The sequence below is a fragment of the Chryseobacterium shigense genome (assembly GCF_014207845.1).
In the GTDB taxonomy this organism is placed as follows: domain Bacteria; phylum Bacteroidota; class Bacteroidia; order Flavobacteriales; family Weeksellaceae; genus Chryseobacterium; species Chryseobacterium shigense_A.
Genome location: NZ_JACHLC010000001.1, coordinates 251699 through 269733 on the forward strand (window position 1 = coordinate 251699; position 18035 = coordinate 269733).

Annotated in this window: 17 protein-coding genes; 10 read left to right on the forward strand and 7 right to left on the reverse strand. The window is 33.7% G+C overall.

Annotated features, from left to right (window positions below):
- Positions 1-9: 9 nt before the first annotated feature.
- From HNP36_RS01140 to HNP36_RS01165, 6 genes are all read left to right on the forward strand, one after another.
- Entirely contained in the window at positions 10-804 is a 795-nt protein-coding gene (locus tag HNP36_RS01140; RefSeq protein WP_184161539.1) for a hypothetical protein, read from the forward strand.
- A gap of 1 nt (position 805) precedes the next feature.
- A complete protein-coding gene (locus HNP36_RS01145; RefSeq protein ID WP_184162340.1) occupies positions 806-1615 on the forward strand; it encodes a PAAR-like protein in 810 nt (269 codons plus the stop codon).
- 3 nt (positions 1616-1618) lie between these two features.
- Positions 1619-5101 carry a hypothetical protein gene (locus HNP36_RS01150; RefSeq protein WP_184161536.1) on the forward strand — a complete coding sequence of 1161 codons (3483 nt, stop codon included), beginning with the start codon at positions 1619-1621 and terminating at the stop codon, positions 5099-5101.
- A gap of 3 nt (positions 5102-5104) precedes the next feature.
- Complete coding sequence (locus HNP36_RS01155; protein ID WP_184161533.1) at positions 5105-5746, forward strand: hypothetical protein; 642 nt, start codon at positions 5105-5107, stop codon at positions 5744-5746.
- Positions 5747-5791: 45 nt separating this feature from the next.
- Positions 5792-6283, forward strand: a complete 492-nt coding sequence (locus HNP36_RS01160) for a hypothetical protein (protein WP_184161530.1) — start codon at positions 5792-5794, stop codon at positions 6281-6283.
- A 423-nt stretch (positions 6284-6706) separates the two neighbouring features.
- Positions 6707-7222 (forward strand): GNAT family N-acetyltransferase, encoded by a 516-nt coding sequence (locus tag HNP36_RS01165; protein WP_184161527.1) that lies wholly within the window; start codon positions 6707-6709, stop codon positions 7220-7222.
- A 243-nt stretch (positions 7223-7465) separates the two neighbouring features.
- Here the strand turns inward: HNP36_RS01165 and HNP36_RS01170 are convergent, their stop codons facing one another.
- Both HNP36_RS01170 and HNP36_RS01175 read right to left on the reverse strand, forming a co-directional pair.
- Positions 7466-8140, reverse strand: a complete 675-nt coding sequence (locus HNP36_RS01170) for a hypothetical protein (protein ID WP_184161524.1) — start codon at positions 8138-8140, stop codon at positions 7466-7468.
- Positions 8141-8311: 171 nt separating this feature from the next.
- The gene (locus HNP36_RS01175; protein WP_184161521.1) at positions 8312-9166 is read right to left on the reverse strand and encodes a helix-turn-helix transcriptional regulator; all 855 of its coding nucleotides are present in this window, start codon (positions 9164-9166) and stop codon (positions 8312-8314) included.
- A gap of 319 nt (positions 9167-9485) precedes the next feature.
- On the opposite strand from HNP36_RS01175, the gene HNP36_RS01180 reads away from it, so the two are divergent.
- Positions 9486-10058 carry a hypothetical protein gene (locus HNP36_RS01180; RefSeq protein WP_184161518.1) on the forward strand — a complete coding sequence of 191 codons (573 nt, stop codon included), beginning with the start codon at positions 9486-9488 and terminating at the stop codon, positions 10056-10058.
- A gap of 211 nt (positions 10059-10269) precedes the next feature.
- The gene (locus tag HNP36_RS01185; protein ID WP_317168936.1) at positions 10270-11292 is read left to right on the forward strand and encodes a L,D-transpeptidase; all 1023 of its coding nucleotides are present in this window, start codon (positions 10270-10272) and stop codon (positions 11290-11292) included.
- Here HNP36_RS01185 and HNP36_RS01190 read toward each other — a convergent pair.
- From HNP36_RS01190 to HNP36_RS01200, 3 genes are all read right to left on the reverse strand, one after another.
- Positions 11285-11812 (reverse strand): hypothetical protein, encoded by a 528-nt coding sequence (locus HNP36_RS01190; protein WP_184161514.1) that lies wholly within the window; start codon positions 11810-11812, stop codon positions 11285-11287. The two genes, HNP36_RS01185 and HNP36_RS01190, sit on opposite strands and share 8 nt — an antisense overlap.
- 3 nt (positions 11813-11815) lie before the next feature.
- Positions 11816-13138, reverse strand: coding sequence for a PDZ domain-containing protein (locus HNP36_RS01195; RefSeq protein ID WP_184161511.1), 1323 nt, complete (start codon positions 13136-13138; stop codon positions 11816-11818).
- Positions 13139-13259: 121 nt separating this feature from the next.
- Positions 13260-13898, reverse strand: coding sequence for an alpha/beta hydrolase (locus tag HNP36_RS01200; protein WP_184161509.1), 639 nt, complete (start codon positions 13896-13898; stop codon positions 13260-13262).
- A gap of 293 nt (positions 13899-14191) precedes the next feature.
- Between HNP36_RS01200 and HNP36_RS01205 the strand changes: the two genes are divergently transcribed.
- On the forward strand, positions 14192-14545 hold the full coding sequence (locus HNP36_RS01205; protein ID WP_228456209.1) for a hypothetical protein: 354 nt from the start codon (positions 14192-14194) through the stop codon (positions 14543-14545).
- 55 nt (positions 14546-14600) lie between these two features.
- On the opposite strand, the gene HNP36_RS01210 is transcribed toward HNP36_RS01205, so the two are convergent.
- Positions 14601-15245 (reverse strand): response regulator, encoded by a 645-nt coding sequence (locus HNP36_RS01210; protein WP_184161503.1) that lies wholly within the window; start codon positions 15243-15245, stop codon positions 14601-14603.
- Positions 15232-17250, reverse strand: coding sequence for an ATP-binding protein (locus tag HNP36_RS01215; protein ID WP_184161500.1), 2019 nt, complete (start codon positions 17248-17250; stop codon positions 15232-15234). The genes HNP36_RS01210 and HNP36_RS01215 overlap by 14 nt, the downstream gene beginning before the upstream one ends.
- Before the next feature lie 213 nt (positions 17251-17463).
- On the opposite strand from HNP36_RS01215, the gene HNP36_RS01220 reads away from it, so the two are divergent.
- Positions 17464-17937 (forward strand): hypothetical protein, encoded by a 474-nt coding sequence (locus tag HNP36_RS01220; protein WP_184161497.1) that lies wholly within the window; start codon positions 17464-17466, stop codon positions 17935-17937.
- Positions 17938-18035: the final 98 nt, after the last annotated feature.

Below are 18035 nucleotides of genomic sequence, written 5' to 3' on the forward strand. Positions count from 1 at the left end.
CGTTATAAAATGACAGCTTCTCATTTCCCCACTTCCACTTATTCCGTCATAGATAAAAGCCTTGTAAGAATAGGAGAACAAGAATATGAAAGCCTTCTTACTTACAATTTATTTGTGAAAACAGAAGAAGATCTGGATTTTGATATCAGTATAAACAGGACCGATTTTAAGGTTAATCAGCAGAAAATTGATACTAAATTTTTAGAAATTTCGAATCAATATATGGAGGCCCTGTTTCCTTTGGGATGCAATATTGAAAACTACACACTAAAGATTATTAATTTAAATGATATAAAAGAAAGAATTCTAAAAGAAGATAGTAAAATAAGAGATCAGTATAGCGGAGAAGGAGTAAATCATATCCGTAGCCAATTTTTGACAGCTACCGAAACAGATGAAAAACTTTCAGAATTTATCAACCAACTTCATTTCATGAAAGTTCTCAATCTTGGAATTCAAAAATTCAAGCAAAAGCAGGGATACTTTCTGAAATGGAACATTCTTCCCATTTGCTACTCAGAATGGAAGGGAAATATCAGCTATTCAACTGATACAAACAGTCTTCATTTCGAGCCAAAAATTGATAATGCACAGGAAATAATGGACGAAATCATCAATTATGTTCATACGCATGAATACAATTTAGATTTTGAAGAAGAAAATTTACCATTATATGCAGACTTCAACCATCTGGTAAACTATACAGGAAAAACAGGTAGGATGGCCAGCTCAGAAACCCATATCTGTATAGAGGTAAAAAACAAATTTTATTACCAGCAAACATTCAAAATAAACACAAAATAGTATGGCAGCATCAATCCCTTATATAGTTCAGACCGGAGAAACGTTGCAGGATATCGCTAAAAAACTGGGTATAAAAGACTGGACACAGCTAAAGGAATATCACAATCAGAATTCCGGACAGTCTACTTCAGATATCCCTTATTCCGGATTCACCTTGATGACTCCTTCACAGGATGAAATTTATGGCATGAACGGAGAAACCCCTCCATTAGATCCGGTAGAAGAGCAAAAAGATGCTGAGCAAAAACAAGAACAGGAAAAGAAAAAAGAAGAAGAGGATAAAAAACAGGAAGAATCTTCCAAAAGTGAGCATGACGGAAAATATTTCGTGGTACATAATGCAAAATGTGTCTGTGACAAAGCTGAAAACCCAAAACAAACAGCAGATTTACAGGTAACTTCACATAAAACAATTGTATTTAATGATCAGGCAGAGAAACTCGTGGCCACAGAAGATGATAAAACATTTATACCGCCTGCAGCAACTTTCGGAAAATGTAAACTAAAACCATCTTCCGGCGGATATTTGCCTTGCCAGCTTGCAGCAGCGCCTAAATGGAGCAAAACCTATGACAGCACTACTGTTCAGGATAAAAAAACACTCACTGAAATCTCTGAACTTCAGTGTATGGTGGGCGGAAAAATTACTATTGAAAAACACGGGCAGACCGATAGTGTAAGTAATGCACATGCAGACAATACCAATCCTTTGGAACTCGCAGCTGTGAATCCGGCCATTCAGCAGCCGAAGAAACCGGATTTAACCCCGGAAATTGAAAGTGTAGAAATTATCATCCCCCAAACTACTTAAAAGATGGCAATTACAATTTTACGTCCAAATCAGGAATTCACAGTAAAGGCAAATGTCACCCGTGGTGATACACAATTGGTATCATGGATTATTTTCAGCGGACATAATTCTGAATCTATGAATATCTTAGCATTTTATCCGAAAAACGGGGTTGAATTACACCATAATTTTCCAGATGAAGGAAAGTTTCGTTTAGCCGCCTACAATAAGGAAATTCAAACTAAAGAAGATTTTCAAGGCTCTGCAGAGCTTAAACATGTTGATGTTGAAATTAAATATAATCGATTAGACGGATCAAAATTAAGTCCTAAAAACCCTGGGAATTTCCTGGCAGGAGATGATTTCCGTAAAGATTTTCCGGCAGTTTTTGAAGCAAAATTTCTCATCAATCCTCCCAATCAGGAAGAAATAAGCCGGCTGCAATTCATTCTTGAAGACGGCTCAGGAAACACACTTAATGAGGGATCAAATGTTTCAAATGTGTTTACTTTTACTCCTCGAAATTCTAATGCAAAATATACCATAAAGGCAATATATACCAATGAATCGGGAGAAGCAACCCAACAGACATTTTCCGGAACTTCAAAGGCAATATCGGTAAGGGATATTACCCATGGAGCAGAGGTTGTGAGACCGGGAGAGCCAATGACCTTCAGCGTGACCAAAACACAATTCGGTGCAATAAGCAGTAACAGTGATTTTCCCGAACAAGGAAATATAAAATGGAATTTGGATAAGATATTAATAGGCACCGGAAGATCTATTACTATTTCCGGAAACCAGCTAATGCAAAAGAGGAAATATCATATTGAAGCGTATGCAACTTCGGCAGTAGGTAATACGAAAGGAAGCAATACAGACAATACAAAAAATGACTGGCATTTTGAGGTTAAAGAAAATATTGTAGAAAGTATAAAGAGTAATGGTAAAGCAAAGTTGGGTAAAAGTGTTGAGTTTGAGATTGAAAAAATGACTTTTCCTAATTATGATGCTGCGAAAGATGGAAGTCTTGTCTGGGAAATTACGGGTTCCGAAAATAAAAATGTTTCTTCAGGGACAAAATTAATCCATCAGTTTTCTATTGCCGGGGACTATACAATTGATTGTGTTATGGGGGGAAGAAAATCTCGAAATCCATTAAAAATAAATGTGATACAACCTAAAATAATATCTGATACAGCCAAATGGATTGATAATGATAACGGCGCTAGTGGGAATATAATCAAAGAGGCAGGATATGGCCAGGAAGTTTGTGCTTATGTAAAGTATGTAGGTTTAGAAAAAGAAGAGGCCGTTTTAGAAATATATGATGATGATAGTACAGGAAGTAATATCGTTTTTTCAACTACAGCAACTTTACCAGATACTCCTGGAGTTTACTGGCCATTTAAATTAGATGATACTGTAAAACAAAAAATTGAAGAAAAGGGTTTAACAAAACCTGGCGAACTATATTTTAAAATAATACCTAAGGATGCAAGTTTAAAAGTTGAGAATGGAAATCAGGCATTGGGGAAATCATTAAATGTACAAAGTGAGCCTAAAATTATTAATGCTTATTTCTGTGATGCAAACGACACTCAAAAATTTACGATTTCTCCTTTAAGTAAAGCATTATATTTTAAGGTTTATGCAGCTAATATGGTTGATAAAAAAGTTGAGATAAATTTTGCAACAGAGTCTGATGCTTATTGGACTTGGGATGAAGAATTATTATTTCACAAATGGAAAGATATTCAAGATAAATTTAAGAATGAAAAAATACGGGATACCAAAACCGCTACATTTAATAATAAAGGAGAAGTCCTTGTCCCTGTAGATTTATCTAAATTAGGTACTCCAAAAAACTATATTTTATTGAATGCAATGATAAAAGTCATTGAGGAGAAAAAAGAAGGGGAAATACAAAAAGAAGAACAAGGGTTCTATATGGCTCATGGTAATTTGGTAAGGCTTTTTCCTGATGCTACTTTACCAACAATCTCGGAAAATAATGGTGCTGTAAAAGTGGGTAGAGAGCAATTGAATGGTGGTGAAAATGGTACCTGTATCTGTAAGGAGACAAACTTAATTTGGGGAGGTCATCCAAATGTAACTTGCGAATTCAGAAAGAAAGTTATTGACATTAGTAAAAGGCAAAACTTTGATCCTAATGATTTGATGGCTGTTATGAAGGTTGAAACTTCCGGAACTTTTTCATCTTCTAAAATTGAATTAAAAGATACCAAAGAAAAACGTAAAGATGGAACATTTAAACGGGAATATAGGGGACTGACGAAGGATGAGATTATGAAATTGGACGAAAACTTTAGTGGTGCCGTTGGTCTAATACAATTTACACCTACAGCAATTAGTTCGTTGAATGAAAAATATAGCTTGTCATTAACTAAAAGAAAATTAGCTTTAATGCCACAGTTAGATCAGCTTGACTATGTAGAAAAATATATTGAATTATGGAAAAAAACAAAAAACATTACAAGTAAAATCTCATTATCTGATCTTTATGTATTAGTTTTTGCTCCGAATTATTTTGGTACTCCTGACAATACAACTTTGTATAAAGAAGGCTCAGATTATTATAACGCAAATGCAAGTGTTGATACTGATGGTAAAAATGGAATCACCAAAAATGAAATTGCAGCGCGAGCCATATTGGCTAAATCTGAAGGAGATGCATATAAAACATCTAAATTTAGTTGTGGTAATGGTAACAGTTCAAATAATAATATAGATTCCAAAGAGGTAGTTACATTTCACATTTATTTTGATGGAAAAATAGAAAAAAGAATTCCTAAGTCGATCAAAGAGGCATATAAACAAAAATATAAATATGTTTTTCATGATAAAGAGAAAAAAGAGCACGATATATGTGTTGTTGATTGGCATACAACAAGTAGAAAGCTACCTAGTAGGAGTAAATTATATAAAAAACCTACACACTCAAAAATATTAAGTGATGATAATATAAGTGAGGGGCAAACGCGACGAAGAGTTATGTATGAAAATGGTGATATTGCAGAGTATGGAAGTAATAATGGAGATACATTTTGGAGATTATACTCAGCAACAAATGAGAAAATTGAATTGATAAAAATGCCTGATACAGTTAATTATGTAAAATATAGTTTTTCAGGAACAAAAAGGATTTATACAGGACCTAATTACTTTGCTGGTTTTATAGGAGCATTGGCAATTACTGAACTTTCTGTAACTACTACAGGATCATGTTTTAGAGAGGGATCATGTTTTCCAAGCCAGTTCCATGTAAATGGTGAAAGTATAGATACTATTTATTTTGGAAAATTGGAAACCGATCAGAAATTTATAGACGCAATGAAATCTTTCCATTTTGGAGAAAGAAAAGTTGGAAATGATGCTTATTTTACGAAATTAAAAAATGTTTCAGACGGTGGAGATCTTCATGATTCTCACTTGCATTGCGGAGAATTTGACAACTCGAAAATTATAGAAATAAAAGAAAAGTAAATAATGAAAAATTATCTAATCATAATATTAGCTATACTTTCTATAGCCTGTATAAAAACTAAAAAAGAAATCACTGAAAATACAACAAATATCAAAAATAAAGATGATAAACCATTTAGAGAGATTGGGAATTCTCTTTTGTTAACGACAAAATTTGCAAAAAAATGGTACGTTCAAATTTATAATGAAGCAGAAGCAATGTCTAAGAATGATTCATTAAATCAAAACAATTTAGAAAAATTAGATTTTTTTGATTCTATGATAAGTAAAAAAATTATAAATCTTCAATACGAAAAAGATCTGGTTGATAAAAATACATCAAAAATAGATTCAATTTTTGTTATTGATTCGGCAAATTTAGGAAATAAAAAACTATTTTATGTTAAATCCTACAAAACTATAATTGAGAAAGGATACGATTTCCCTCCTACAGAAAAAAGTATTGATTTATTAGTTTATAAGAATAATATCTTATTCAAAAAAGTCAATATTTATTCTGATATAAGCTATCCTTTTGCGAAAAAAATAAATTTAGGTTATTTAAATACATTAGGTATTTTATATACTAAATCTTTCAATATTGATGAAGAAGGTGTAAATTTTTTAGGTGAGAAACAACAAGATTTAAATAAACTTTTAAAATAAATCTTGTTTATAAGCAGTTTATCAGGATATAATTAAATTATCAAAATGAAAACCCTATCATATATATCACTATTATTATTCTGTACATTTTCATGTAAGGATAATAAAATATCAAACCCTACTAAAAACTTAGTAGAAAATAGTACAAATAAGGTAATTACTTCAAAACTACAAAATACTAATATTGATCAAAAATGGTATGGTATCTATAAAGCACGATTTGATTATGGAAAAATTGGTGGGGTTAATGCTGGCTGGGATTTAGAAATTCATATTGATAGTAATCACATTACAGTATCAGGAAGTGGTTATCAAATAGGGTTTAAGGATGAGGTAACAGCCACAGAAGAAGAAAATAAATTAATTCTGAAATATAAAAAAAATATTGATGGTTACTCACTTGGAAAAAATATGAATCCTGAATTTATTTTAATAAAGGATAATGATAATTTTTATATTCAGTCAGAATGGATAGACTCTGATATTATTACAAAACCAGAAGCTAAAGGATTTATCATTTCAAAGAAAAGCCTTTAGCTTTATTCCCTTTTCAAAAATATATATTATAAGAATAGGGGGGGCTCCTTCCCACGAAATAAAAGTTGAGATAAAAAATACCTGCAAAGAAATAAAGTTCGATTCAAAAATAAAAAAGCTCTTTTATTTTAATGTTAAACTGGGAAGTGATAAAAGAAATGTAAATATCCACGATTGGTTCTAATTTCGAAGGTTGAAATAATTTTACCGAACTGTGTAAAAGGAATGCCTCTCAAACTGATCAGATTCCGACTGAATTCTACTGGAAGACTAAAAACAAGATCAATTAAGAACATAGATTTATAGTTGTACATTTAGTATATCATCACCAAAAAATACCTGGCTTTACATATAGACCTTACATTTTTACAATTTTTCCTGTTCCTTCAGTTCTATTTTTGTAATATTATAAAGAAATATTAAATGGAAGGAATAGATAAGATAGAAACAGCAAGAACAGTAATGCGTAAACTGACCATAGAAGACGCAGTAGATTTTTATACTTTAAATCTGGACAAAGAAGTATTAAAATATACGGGAGATAAGCCTTTTAAAGATTTACAAACCGCAGCCGATTTTTTGGCTGATTATGATCAGTATAAAAAGTATGGTGTCGGGCGGCTTGCGGTTATTGACAAAACCAGTTTAAAATTTATAGGCTGGTGCGGACTTAAATACAGTCCCGATAAAAATGAATATGATATTGGGTTCAGGTTTTATAGAAACTATTGGAATAAGGGATTGGCAACAGAGACTGCAAAAAAATGCCTTGATTTTGGTTTTAATGAACTTAAAATTGAAAGAATAGTTGGCCGGGCAATGAAAGAAAACATTGGCTCTATTAAAGTCCTTGAAAAGATAGGGATGACTTTTAAAGAAAGTTTTGATTTTGAAGGACACGAAGGCGTAATTTATGAACTGACAAAAAATAAGATATAAAATACTTCATCAGAATACTTTCAAAATGAAAGAGATTTAAAATTATAAACATTACGGAAGTGAAGACTTTTTACAGTATGGTATTTATTATATCAATTATAGGTCAGTTCGTTATTGTATATAGTTTCCCTGACCATGATGAAATGTCCTTCTAAAAAAACGACTGTAAACGGGATTGCCTTCACATTCCGCAATTTTATTATTTTTTGATCATTTTATGCTTTTAGATCGTATAAACTCTTTTTAAAATTTTTCCAGAATTAGGTTGTATAGTCTTTCCTGGCCTGCCACTGCAGAATTTATTACAACATAACATGTAGCTCTGTATAAATCTTTTGTTCCCGGAACAGCAAATGTAAGTACATTCTTTTCATTAAGGGCCATTGTTACTGAGCCTATATTTTTCCAAATATCCCAGTTGGTAGTGGTGAATGTATACTTTCCTGCAGAACCATTAAATGTATTAACACTTGAAGTTTGCCCTGCGGTTAACCATGTTTCTTCATCCAGTACTATTACATCAATATTTGATGCTGGTGCAGTTCTGAGTCTTATCTGCGGATAAACATCAGTAGTACTTGTACCATTCACAGGATATAAACGTATTTCTATCACACCCGCATTAATAGTCTGATTGGGATCAGCAATGGTGCCAAAATATTGTTGTTTTTGGATGCTGACTCCCGAAGTATCAGAACTTCCATCCAGATCTCCCACGCTTAAGGTTGTTTTACGGAGTACACCATTAGTATCTGCTGCCAGAATATAATCAGGGGTATTAGCAGGGTTTATTGTTCTGACTCTTGCGTCACCATTCACATCTAATGTAGATCGTGGATTTGCTGTATTAATGCCCACTTGTCCGAAAATGGCTGATGAAATCAGTAGCATTGCAGTTGTTGATAATAATTTTTTCATTTCTTAAATGTTTTTATATGTTTGTTTTCGGTTGGCAAAATTATAGTGGCTGGAATGGACAACGGTATAAAGTACTCACGTTAAAACACTTGATGCGCCCCTTAAAATCACTCAAATTTTTAATGTTTTGATTATTAAATGATTATTGCCTTTTGATAAATTGCTTAATCTTTACAGTTCATTAAAGAACAGCATCAGATTTATGCCTGATTCCAGATCGAGTTTTTTTCTAAGCCTGTATTTGATCGATTCTATCGCTTTATAGGTAGAATTCGTAGCTATGGCGATCTCTTTTGTTGTAAGTCCAAGCTTGATTAAGGCGCAGACTTCAAGTTCAGTATCATTAATTTTAGGACATCTTTCCCTTACCTTATTCATGAAGGCCGGATTAACTGTTAAAAACAGAGGCATGAAAGAATTGTCTCTTCTGCTGATTGATTCGAAAATATCAGCCAGCTTTACAGAATCGGTTTTTTCCTTTGATATATGGGTAGATTCTTTTGCCAGGGATTTGTTTTTTAACCAAAAATCTGCGATGTAATAAAAAAGCAGGCCTATTGCAAATGTGGCAGTAGCACGCAGGTAGCCAATATATACGCTGCTGTCTCCCAAAGATCTCAGCATATTATTTTTCTCCCTGAAAAAGAACAGCAGTAAAGTAATGCTTATGACAATTAATGAGAATAAAATAATTCTCTGTATATCCCTGAATAAAAAGAAAGTATATAAGTATAGCAAGCAGAAGACAGGTACAAAAAACAGATCCAGAGAAAAATAATGGCACAGAAAGGAAAAATACACTATTAAAATGATCATGTCTGCAAAACTGAGTTTTTCTATAACCGGCTTATTGATATTAAACAGTAAAATAAGATTGAATATCAAAGCAGTCAGAGTAGGGTATAACAGCATTTTTTTGCTGCTGAAAAAAAAATCAGCTACACATATGAAAAAGAATATAATTGAAAGTGTGATAATTGTTCTGGATAATAATTTTGTTTTTTCATTTTTAATTTTTTCTTTCATGTATCTTTGTGTTTAAGAGGTCTGGCAATAAGGAGCTATAGTAATTATTTTTGGAAAATATATGATTTGTGGTACCTGAGTGCAGCTTAAAATATCACTCAAAAACCCTTAATTCCACTGTTGTTGATATAAGCCTGATTTTTTTGCAATTATTAAAAACTGGCGTATATTATTTAGTTTATAAGTTACTTTCGCAAAAGTAGTTGATAGAAACAATCAAGTATTTTAAATGTAAACCGAATTTTAAATTTCACTAATATTTTGTAAATATTTGTAAATCAGAATTTTAAATAAGTTATTTTTGAAAAAAAGCATAATTATGATAAAGAACATTGTAGTAATGATGGCCGTTGTTTTCTTTATTTCATGCAACGGACAGAAAAATGCTGAATTTATTGGCCGGGCGTATGGAGTGTTTGATCTTAATAAAATCACGTTTAAAGAAAATCCGGATCATCTTTTATCTAAAGTTGAAAAATACTACCAGCTGCCCACAGAGAAAACCGTAGACGGAAAACTACTGGCTTACAAAATTTACAGAATACTGCCGGAATATGTAACAGAAGGAATGTTCAGTTTTAAAAATATAAAACTAAAGAAAAGAAAGATCGTAGATTTTTATGTAGACCCATCCAAACAATTGAAAGAGGTTGAGTTTTCTGCTTATTTAACTGAAAAAGAATACCGTGATTTGTTAGGCGGGCGTAAAGAATTTAAAGATATTACCCCTGAGAATGTCCGTAAATTCAATAATAATAAATATGAGATCCTCCAATCTACGGATCATGGGAGACAGGTAGAAACTACATTCTATATTCTTAAATCAAAAGACGAAGGAGAACCGGGTACGGATTATTTTCTTAGAGTATCCGTTAAAAGCATAACATTCTAAATCCGGAAAAACTCTTTGAAAATATTGGAGTAAATAATATCTGAGAGGCTCCGGCCTATGCTAAAACCAATAAACTGCTTTAAAATAATATACTATGATACCGTTTTTTTACGGTATTTTTTATAATGTCTTTTGGGATCCAAATTTAGGTCTGATATTTGCACATGATAGCCAAACTAAATAGCCGATTTTATTTATGAAAAACATATCTGTGAAAAAATCATTTTTATATGCACTTTTTTGTGCCGCAATGCTGATTTCATGTAAGAAGGAAATTGAAAAAATAAGCGATACTTTTAAGGATACCGTTTCTTCATCAGAAACCCCCGCTGTAGAAAAAGATTCTATTAAGAAAGATTCAGTGGTGAAAAAAGAATCTGTTCCGCCTGCCATGCAGGAAAACGGTTTTTATAATGCTTTTGTTCTTCCCAAAGATAAAAAACTCAGAGATTCCGTATATGCGGAATTCAGCAAAAAATACAGTGAAAAAGAGCGTTATGCTATTCTGGCATTAAACAGACTTGATTCTAAAAACAGATGGAATGCCGATACATTGGTAGTCCCTGCAAAGATAGACACCACACTTATGGAATATTCTCCCTTTCCAATGCAGCTTGATGTATTGAGCGGAGTGAAGAAGTTCGTCATCTTTTCTTATCCTATACAGGCTTACGGAGTATATTCCAACGGAAGCCTTGTAAAATGGGGCCCAACAAGTATGGGGAAAAAAGCTGCGCAGACAACGCGCGGACTTACTTTCGCGAACTGGAAAAAGAAACTTTCGATCTCAACAGTAAGCAGCGAGTGGAAGCTACCGTATAATTTTAATATCCATAACGTTGGAGGGATCGGCTGGCATCAGTATGATCTTCCGGGATATCCTGCATCACACTCATGTTTACGTTTGCTGATGAAAGATGCGCAATGGCTGTATTCTTATGCAGATACCTGGATTCTGAATCCCGGAGGAGCTACTACCAAAGCAAAAGGAACACCTGTAATGGTATTCGGGGATTACAAATGGGGCGGCAGAAAACCATGGAAAAAGCTTCTGGATGATCCCAATGCAAACAATATTTCAGTAGAAGAAATGACCAAACTTCTGGAACCTCATGTTGATAAAATGATCAGAGAACAGGATAACAGGGAAAAAGTATCAGACTCTATTAAAACAGCTAAAGCTATGGCTGCACCGGTTCAGAATGAAAAGCCAACAGAAGTTCCTTCTAATTGATTTTTTTCTCAAACTGTAGAGTAGATTCTTCCGCAAACTTTCTAAGCTTAAGCATTTCTTCTTTACCCTTATGCTGTCCGAATCTGGCAGCCGCATAGGTCAGGAAGATGAAGAACAACATAACAAATGAAGCGCTCAGAGCCCACGGGAACTCAGCGCTTTTTATTTGCTTTTCAACGTAGTACATGGTGAAAAAAGTCATCCACAGAATGGAAAAAGAAAAATAAAGGAACATGAAGAAGGTCCACACGGCAGAACTGGGACCGAATATTCCCCGGATAGCCGTTTCATCGTCTTCAATTTCTATTCTTAAAGACAGCCTGGGCTTCCAGTAATTGTCATATTGCGTTTCTACCCAGATGGTGGCTACTTCCTTATTGATATTCCCGGAAAACTCATCCTTATGTTCGGCAAGGTATTTTTTTAGATTCTCCGCATATTCTTCTTTGGTAAGATGGGTAAACATCTTGAATCTGGGGCGGGTTCTTATCTTATCTATTGTGCTTTCTTCTGTATTCATATTTTATTCCTGATATGGGATAGGGTCTTCCAATACAAAACTAAAGGTCATTTCCTTATCCATTCTTTTAATTACCATTGTGATACTCTTTCCTTCATCGGATTTCATCAGTTCCATGATCTTTTCCATGGTCATGTCGGAAGTCCGGCTCCCGTTGATTGTAATGATGCGGTCGTCTTTCTTCAGTCCTGCTTTAAATGCCGGAGAGTCTTTTCTTATACCTGCTATTGAAAATATAGGTTTTAAAGTAAATTTATACTGAAAATTATTGACTGAGGAAATTTCAGTAGTTGTCTCATATAATTTTTTGGGCTCAATTTTTACCCGGTCTTCCTGCCATTCCAGTCCATCCTGTTTAAAATCCAATCCACTCATATTAAAATGAAAAGGATCATCAAAATATCTGTTTTTTTTCAGGTATAACTTTTTACCCGGATAATCAAAAATAACTGAAAACCGGCGCATTATTTCTCCTCCAACAGATCCTTTTCTGTCTTTTACCAGGTTTACATGCTGGATGGAGTATTCATCGGGCATTGCGGTGAGCGGCATTTCAAATTTGAAATTTCCGAGATAAAAATTATGGATTCGGCTCCGTTTACCGTAGATATCTCCATTGAATCCGCGTCCCAGGTAATCATCAATATTGGGTCTGTTGTATACAAAATCTTTGATGAGGGTAGGGAAGAGCCATATCGCATCGCTGTTTCCAAGATCTATCAGCAGCTTTGAGCTTTTCTTTTCGTTGGTCATTTCCACATCAGCATTGATATAAGGTTTGTCTTTTTCCACGGTTATGGGAAGCTCTTCAAACTTTCGGATTTTCTTTTTAAATACTTCAGAATCCTGGTATACCGTTATTTTTTTTGAGGAATAATCTATCGAGATAGGATGATTTTTAAAAAAATGATAGCCGATAACACCGTTCACAGGAATTCCTATATGTGATGAAATGTTGAATTCTTCATCTATCACAATAAACAGAAGCATAGAAGAATTAATGATATTATCACCTATTCTGGCAATATTACGGTCAGATTTAAAACCGTCTATGCTCATACTGCCTCCAAGCCCTGAAAACTTGATCTTTTCAATATTCTGTAATTTGATCTCTTTATTATCCAAACTGAAAAGAATGGTTTCTGCAACCCCGGTATCAAGCATAAAAGTGAGCTCAGCCCCGTTAACATTGATGGGAATGAAAATAAGATTGTTGATAAGTTTAAAAGGAATAACCGCTTTTTTAGCATTTACCAGTTCAAAAGAGTTCTGTGCATTGATACAAATGCTGAAGAATAATACCAGTAAAAAAAGCTTGAGTTTCATTTACTGAATTTACTGAAATAATCCTTACTATCAATAAAAAAACATTCCAAATACAGGAATGTTTGTATAAACTGCAATGAAGCAGCAATGTCGGTTGAAATTATTTCAAATCAGGTCGGAACTATTTTGAGAAAAAATCCATCAGGTCCATGTAATTTTTCTGGTTTACCCCATGCCCGCTCATATATTCTCTGAAAGTAAAATAACAGCTCAGGTCATAAAGCAAATCTGCAGCTTTTCTTCCCCATTCCATTGGGATAACAGCATCATCTGTTCCGTGGGATACAAAGAAACGGAGCCTTTCCAGCTTCTTTTTATCTTTTACTATGCCGTCCAGAAGTTTTTCTTCAGGATAAGTGCTCAGGCAGGCCACATAATTGAACATATCAGGATGCTTTAAAGCTAAGGCATAACACAGGATTCCGCCCTGGCTGAAGCCGCACAAATGTACTTTACCTTTGGTAACTCCGTAATGATTAACAATTTTTAGTATACTTTCCAGCACTCCGTTCAAAGATTCTTTAGCCTGGGAAATATCAATGAAGTTTTCAGGATTGTTGAAATCGATATCAAACCAGGAATATCCCTCAAACTGGGTATCTCTGGGTGCTCTGAAGCTTATAATGAGCCAGTCGGCAGGAAGAGTTTCCCTGAAGCTGAAAAGATCCTGTTCATTGCTTCCATAACCATGAAGCATGAAAAGGACGGTTGTATTGGGAGTAATATGTTCCGGTTCTCTTACTATATAGTCTAAATTCATACAGCAAATATAATTAATAAATCACATTATAAATTCAAAATACAGTTGCCGTTTTTATACTTGGCTGCTTAAGTGAATATGCACTTAAATATAGACTGTTACTGTAATTTGGCTTTTTGATGATTTGATATTATTTGGAAAACTTTATTGGAAATTTTTCATAAAAATTATTTTTATATTAATAAAAAACTTATATTTGAAACATTAAAAATCTATTTGGAGAAATGAAGCAATTTTACAAATCAAAAAGTTTACTTAGACTTTCTTTTTTATTCGTTTTATTATTTTCGGTAATGACTGTATTGAATTCTTGTAAAAAGGATGACGATGATGACGAATTCACAGATCACATTGTTCAGTTTGAAGTAAAAACAACTACCGGAGGAGTGATCAGAGCTATCGTAACACAGGTAGGAACTACTAAAACTGATATTTTCGATCCTGTAGGAACGGTATGGGCAAGTGGTGAGTTCTTTGTGAATTCCGGACAGGCACAGCTAAATCTGGATGCTAAAGCGGATCTTCCGAGTGCGGATTCAGAATTGGTAGTTAATCTTTGGATAGATGGGGAAATTGTAAAAACCCAGAAGAAAATAGGAGCAGGGCCTATGGTAGCTTCTATAGATTACAGCTTCTTAGAATTGTAAATATAAATTTACTTATTATAGAAAAAACCGCTTTATTAAATTAAAAGCGGTTTTTTTATTTATCGTTTTCAATCATATTCTGTTGGATTGCAAGATTGATAAGCTCGGTAGAATTCTTTGCCTGAAATTTCTGTAACAAATTTTTACGGTGTGTATCTACGGTCAGTGGACTTAGAAAAAGTTCATCTGCAATAATAATACTGGTTTTCCCTTCTGCCAGCATTTGTAATATCTGCTTTTCCCTTTTAGTCAGCCTGGGTATCTGCAAATCGGTTTGAGAAGGTTTGCTGATAATCTGCCTGGCTTCATTGCAGAAAACAATATTTCCGGAATAGGCTCCCTGAATACACTTCACCAATTCATCTATAGAGGAATTTTTAAGAATATAACCGCTGGCACCATGTTGCATAGACTGCATAATAATGCTTCTTTCAGAACGGTTACTGAACATAATTACCGAAGTAGCCGGTGAATTTTTTTTAATTTTCCTGCACAGTTCAATACCATTGGTATCGGGCAGTGCAACGTCTAAAAGAACAATATCCACTTTATGGTTCAGGATAAAACCAATAATCTCCGAACCGGAGGTAAAGCTTTCTAAAACTGTGAAGCCGAGCTGGTTTTTCAGCATTATTTTTAATCCTTCAATGACAATAGGGTGGTCATCTATGATAACAATATTGATTTTATGAGACTGCATTGGTGTTTAATTCAATATTAATAATTGTTCCTTCATCATCCGAATTAATTTCCATTTTGCCTTTAAGATAATCAATTCTATTTTTAAGATTATAAAGGCCCATACTTTTGGATTTCCTGTAATCTTCTTCTTTAAACCCTTTTCCGTTATCTTCTACAGTAATCATGAGGTTTTCGTCGTACTGTGAACATTGCAGCAGTATATTGCTGGCTTCTGAATGTTTAACAGAATTGGTCAGTAATTCCTGTGTAATCCTGTAAACATTAAGCTGTACTGATAAAGGAGTATTTTTACTGATGTTAATAGCCTGAAAAATCACGGTCAGATCCTTTCGGGTATAGAACTCACATAAATCTTTTAGGGCTGCTTCCAGACCGAAGTTCAGCAGGGATTCGGGCATTAGATTTCTGGCAACATGTCTGAGTTCTGTAACCGAATTATCCAGTTGATTTAAAATTTTGTGAAAATCTTTATGCTGGTCTGCTTCAAGGTTGGCAGAAGACCAGGTTGAAAAATTTATTTTAACCCCGGCAAGCATTCCCCCAAGGCCATCGTGAAGATCTTTGGCAATACGGGCTCTTTCCCTTTCTTCGCCTTCCAGAATAGCTTTTGTGAGGGTAAGTTCTTCTCTTTGCTGAATTTCTTTTATGGTTTGCTGAAGGTTTATTTCACGCTGTTCCGAAATTTTTTTGTTCTTCTTAAAATTTAAAAATCCTAGAATAATGAAGCATGATGAAAGGAGGGATGCAAATCCCAGGATCCACATGTATTTGTTTTTTTTGCTGATTTCCAACTGTTTTTGAGCTAATTCCTTATCTTTTTCGGATTTTCTGTATTTTGCTTCAAGAACGGCAATGCTTTTATGGATCGAAACAGCATTGAGGCTGTCGAAAGAGTTTATATACTGTTCAGCATAAAGGTTACTTTTTGTGGTATCTTTTAATGCGGTGTAATTTTTGGAAAGCTCTTTCAAAACTTCCTGTTTGTTTCCCTGATAAGGTGTGTTTTTATATACCTCCTTCAGGATTGTATTGGATTTTTCATACTCTTTCAGTTCACTGTTAAGTTGTCCTTCAAATAGCTTTATTCTTTCTGCAATAGTATTATTTTTATATTTTTCGGCATTGCTCAATCCTGTGGCAAAAAGTTTGATAGCTTCCGGATAGTTTTTCTGTTTCATGTAGTAATATCCTAAAGTACAGTAGTAAAGCGCATAAAAATTAGATTCGGGATAATCTTTGATGATAGAATAGGTTTTCCCTAATTCTGTATTCGCTTCAGGCATTCTGCTTTCTCTGATTAGGGCATCTGCCTTTAACAAAAGAGATTCTCCCATAATAGCTTTGGATTGGGAAGTTTGTTTTTTTAGTTTATTTAAAAAATTTTCAACCAAGCCCATGTATTCTATTGTTTTTGTATAATTCTTAGCATTATAAAATAAAATGCCTATGCTTTTATATAAGGCTCCTGTCAGCTCATTATCTCCTATAGCTTTGGCCAACGGTATTGCTTGGTTGGTGATGATATTCATGGATTCTACTTCTTTATTCTGCATGATCCTGAATAACGCCTTATTTTGAAACATAATGATCCTTATCCTTTTTGCCTCGCTGCTTTTATATTTTTTCAGGAGCGATTCTATATTTGTGAAATCTTTCTCAAGAATGTTGGCGGCATCGGGTTTTGTAAGATTCATCAGAGATTGGTAGTAAAGCCCTATATCTCTATATATGGGGCTGTTAGATGAATTTTCGAGACCCTGCTTCAGGTATTTTTGGTAATTTCCGAAGTCTTGACGGGTAAAATAGGTGGCGGCAATCTTATAGGACTTAATAGCCTTTACCGTATCAACAGCCTCATTATTGGCAGCAGCAACCAGGCTGTCAAAATTATTGTTCTTTTTTTCGAGAGAATAGAAGTAGATAGACTGTGCATCAATGTTTTGTATACTGAGAAATAAGATTAATAATAAGAAGAATTTATTTTCATGTTTTTGTGCAATCATTATTTGTGTTATAAACGTATTTATGAATTTATTAAAAAATTCACATATATCTTACGTTATATTTCATGTTTTTATTGAAGTAAATGAAAAATACCTAAAATCTGGTAGATATAAATACTGGTTTTTTTGTATTGTTCCGCCCGGACGTACACTATAGTTTTGTGATACCCATCAAGACTAAGAATTTTATATAATATCAAAATACATTTAAAAATGAAAAAAATGATTTTTTTAAGCTTTGTTCTATTAACGGCCAGTGTCTCAACCATAAAGGCACAAAGTTTTTTGGACAAAATAGACCGGGCTGTAAGTAAAGTAGATAATGCTTCAAATACAGCAGATAGAGCATCTCAAACGGGTGGAAAAGTCCTGTCAATTTTTAAGAGAAAAAATAAAAACGATTCTGCTAAAAAAGAAGATGCTTCAGTTTCATTGAATAAAACAGTTTTTACCGTTGTAAACGGAAGCTTAACGAGTGTAAAAAATTTGAACTCTATTATAGAAAATATCAAAGGAGTGAGCAGTACGCAAATGAAATTTAATGCCAATAAATCTTCAATTGTGATTAATCATTCCGGGAGCACCGAAGATCTTCTTGAAAAAATACAGGCAAAAGCACAAAGTATTTTTACAGATAAAAATATTGAAGGCTTTGATGAAGGAAGCATAGAAGTTAAATTGAAATAAAAGACTTATCCGAATAAGCTGTTTTCGAAGCTGAAATAGTTTTTTAAGCTGATGATATATATAAAGAAACACCTTGATCCCAAGGTGTTTCTTTATAT

Excerpts from the sequence above, each read along its gene's own strand:
- HNP36_RS01140 (WP_184161539.1), top strand. The coding sequence starts at position 10 with ATGACAGCTTCTCATTTCCCCACTTCCACTTATTCCGTCATAGATAAA.
- HNP36_RS01145 (WP_184162340.1), top strand. The coding sequence starts at position 806 with ATGGCAGCATCAATCCCTTATATAGTTCAGACCGGAGAAACGTTGCAG.
- HNP36_RS01150 (WP_184161536.1), top strand. The coding sequence starts at position 1,619 with ATGGCAATTACAATTTTACGTCCAAATCAGGAATTCACAGTAAAGGCA.
- HNP36_RS01155 (WP_184161533.1), top strand. The coding sequence starts at position 5,105 with ATGAAAAATTATCTAATCATAATATTAGCTATACTTTCTATAGCCTGT.
- HNP36_RS01160 (WP_184161530.1), top strand. The coding sequence starts at position 5,792 with ATGAAAACCCTATCATATATATCACTATTATTATTCTGTACATTTTCA.
- HNP36_RS01165 (WP_184161527.1), top strand. The coding sequence starts at position 6,707 with ATGGAAGGAATAGATAAGATAGAAACAGCAAGAACAGTAATGCGTAAA.
- HNP36_RS01170 (WP_184161524.1), bottom strand. The coding sequence starts at position 8,140 with ATGAAAAAATTATTATCAACAACTGCAATGCTACTGATTTCATCAGCC.
- HNP36_RS01175 (WP_184161521.1), bottom strand. The coding sequence starts at position 9,166 with ATGAAAGAAAAAATTAAAAATGAAAAAACAAAATTATTATCCAGAACA.
- HNP36_RS01180 (WP_184161518.1), top strand. The coding sequence starts at position 9,486 with ATGATAAAGAACATTGTAGTAATGATGGCCGTTGTTTTCTTTATTTCA.
- HNP36_RS01190 (WP_184161514.1), bottom strand. The coding sequence starts at position 11,812 with ATGAATACAGAAGAAAGCACAATAGATAAGATAAGAACCCGCCCCAGA.
- HNP36_RS01195 (WP_184161511.1), bottom strand. The coding sequence starts at position 13,138 with ATGAAACTCAAGCTTTTTTTACTGGTATTATTCTTCAGCATTTGTATC.
- HNP36_RS01200 (WP_184161509.1), bottom strand. The coding sequence starts at position 13,898 with ATGAATTTAGACTATATAGTAAGAGAACCGGAACATATTACTCCCAAT.
- HNP36_RS01205 (WP_228456209.1), top strand. The coding sequence starts at position 14,192 with ATGACTGTATTGAATTCTTGTAAAAAGGATGACGATGATGACGAATTC.
- HNP36_RS01210 (WP_184161503.1), bottom strand. The coding sequence starts at position 15,245 with ATGCAGTCTCATAAAATCAATATTGTTATCATAGATGACCACCCTATT.
- HNP36_RS01215 (WP_184161500.1), bottom strand. The coding sequence starts at position 17,250 with ATGATTGCACAAAAACATGAAAATAAATTCTTCTTATTATTAATCTTA.
- HNP36_RS01220 (WP_184161497.1), top strand. The coding sequence starts at position 17,464 with ATGAAAAAAATGATTTTTTTAAGCTTTGTTCTATTAACGGCCAGTGTC.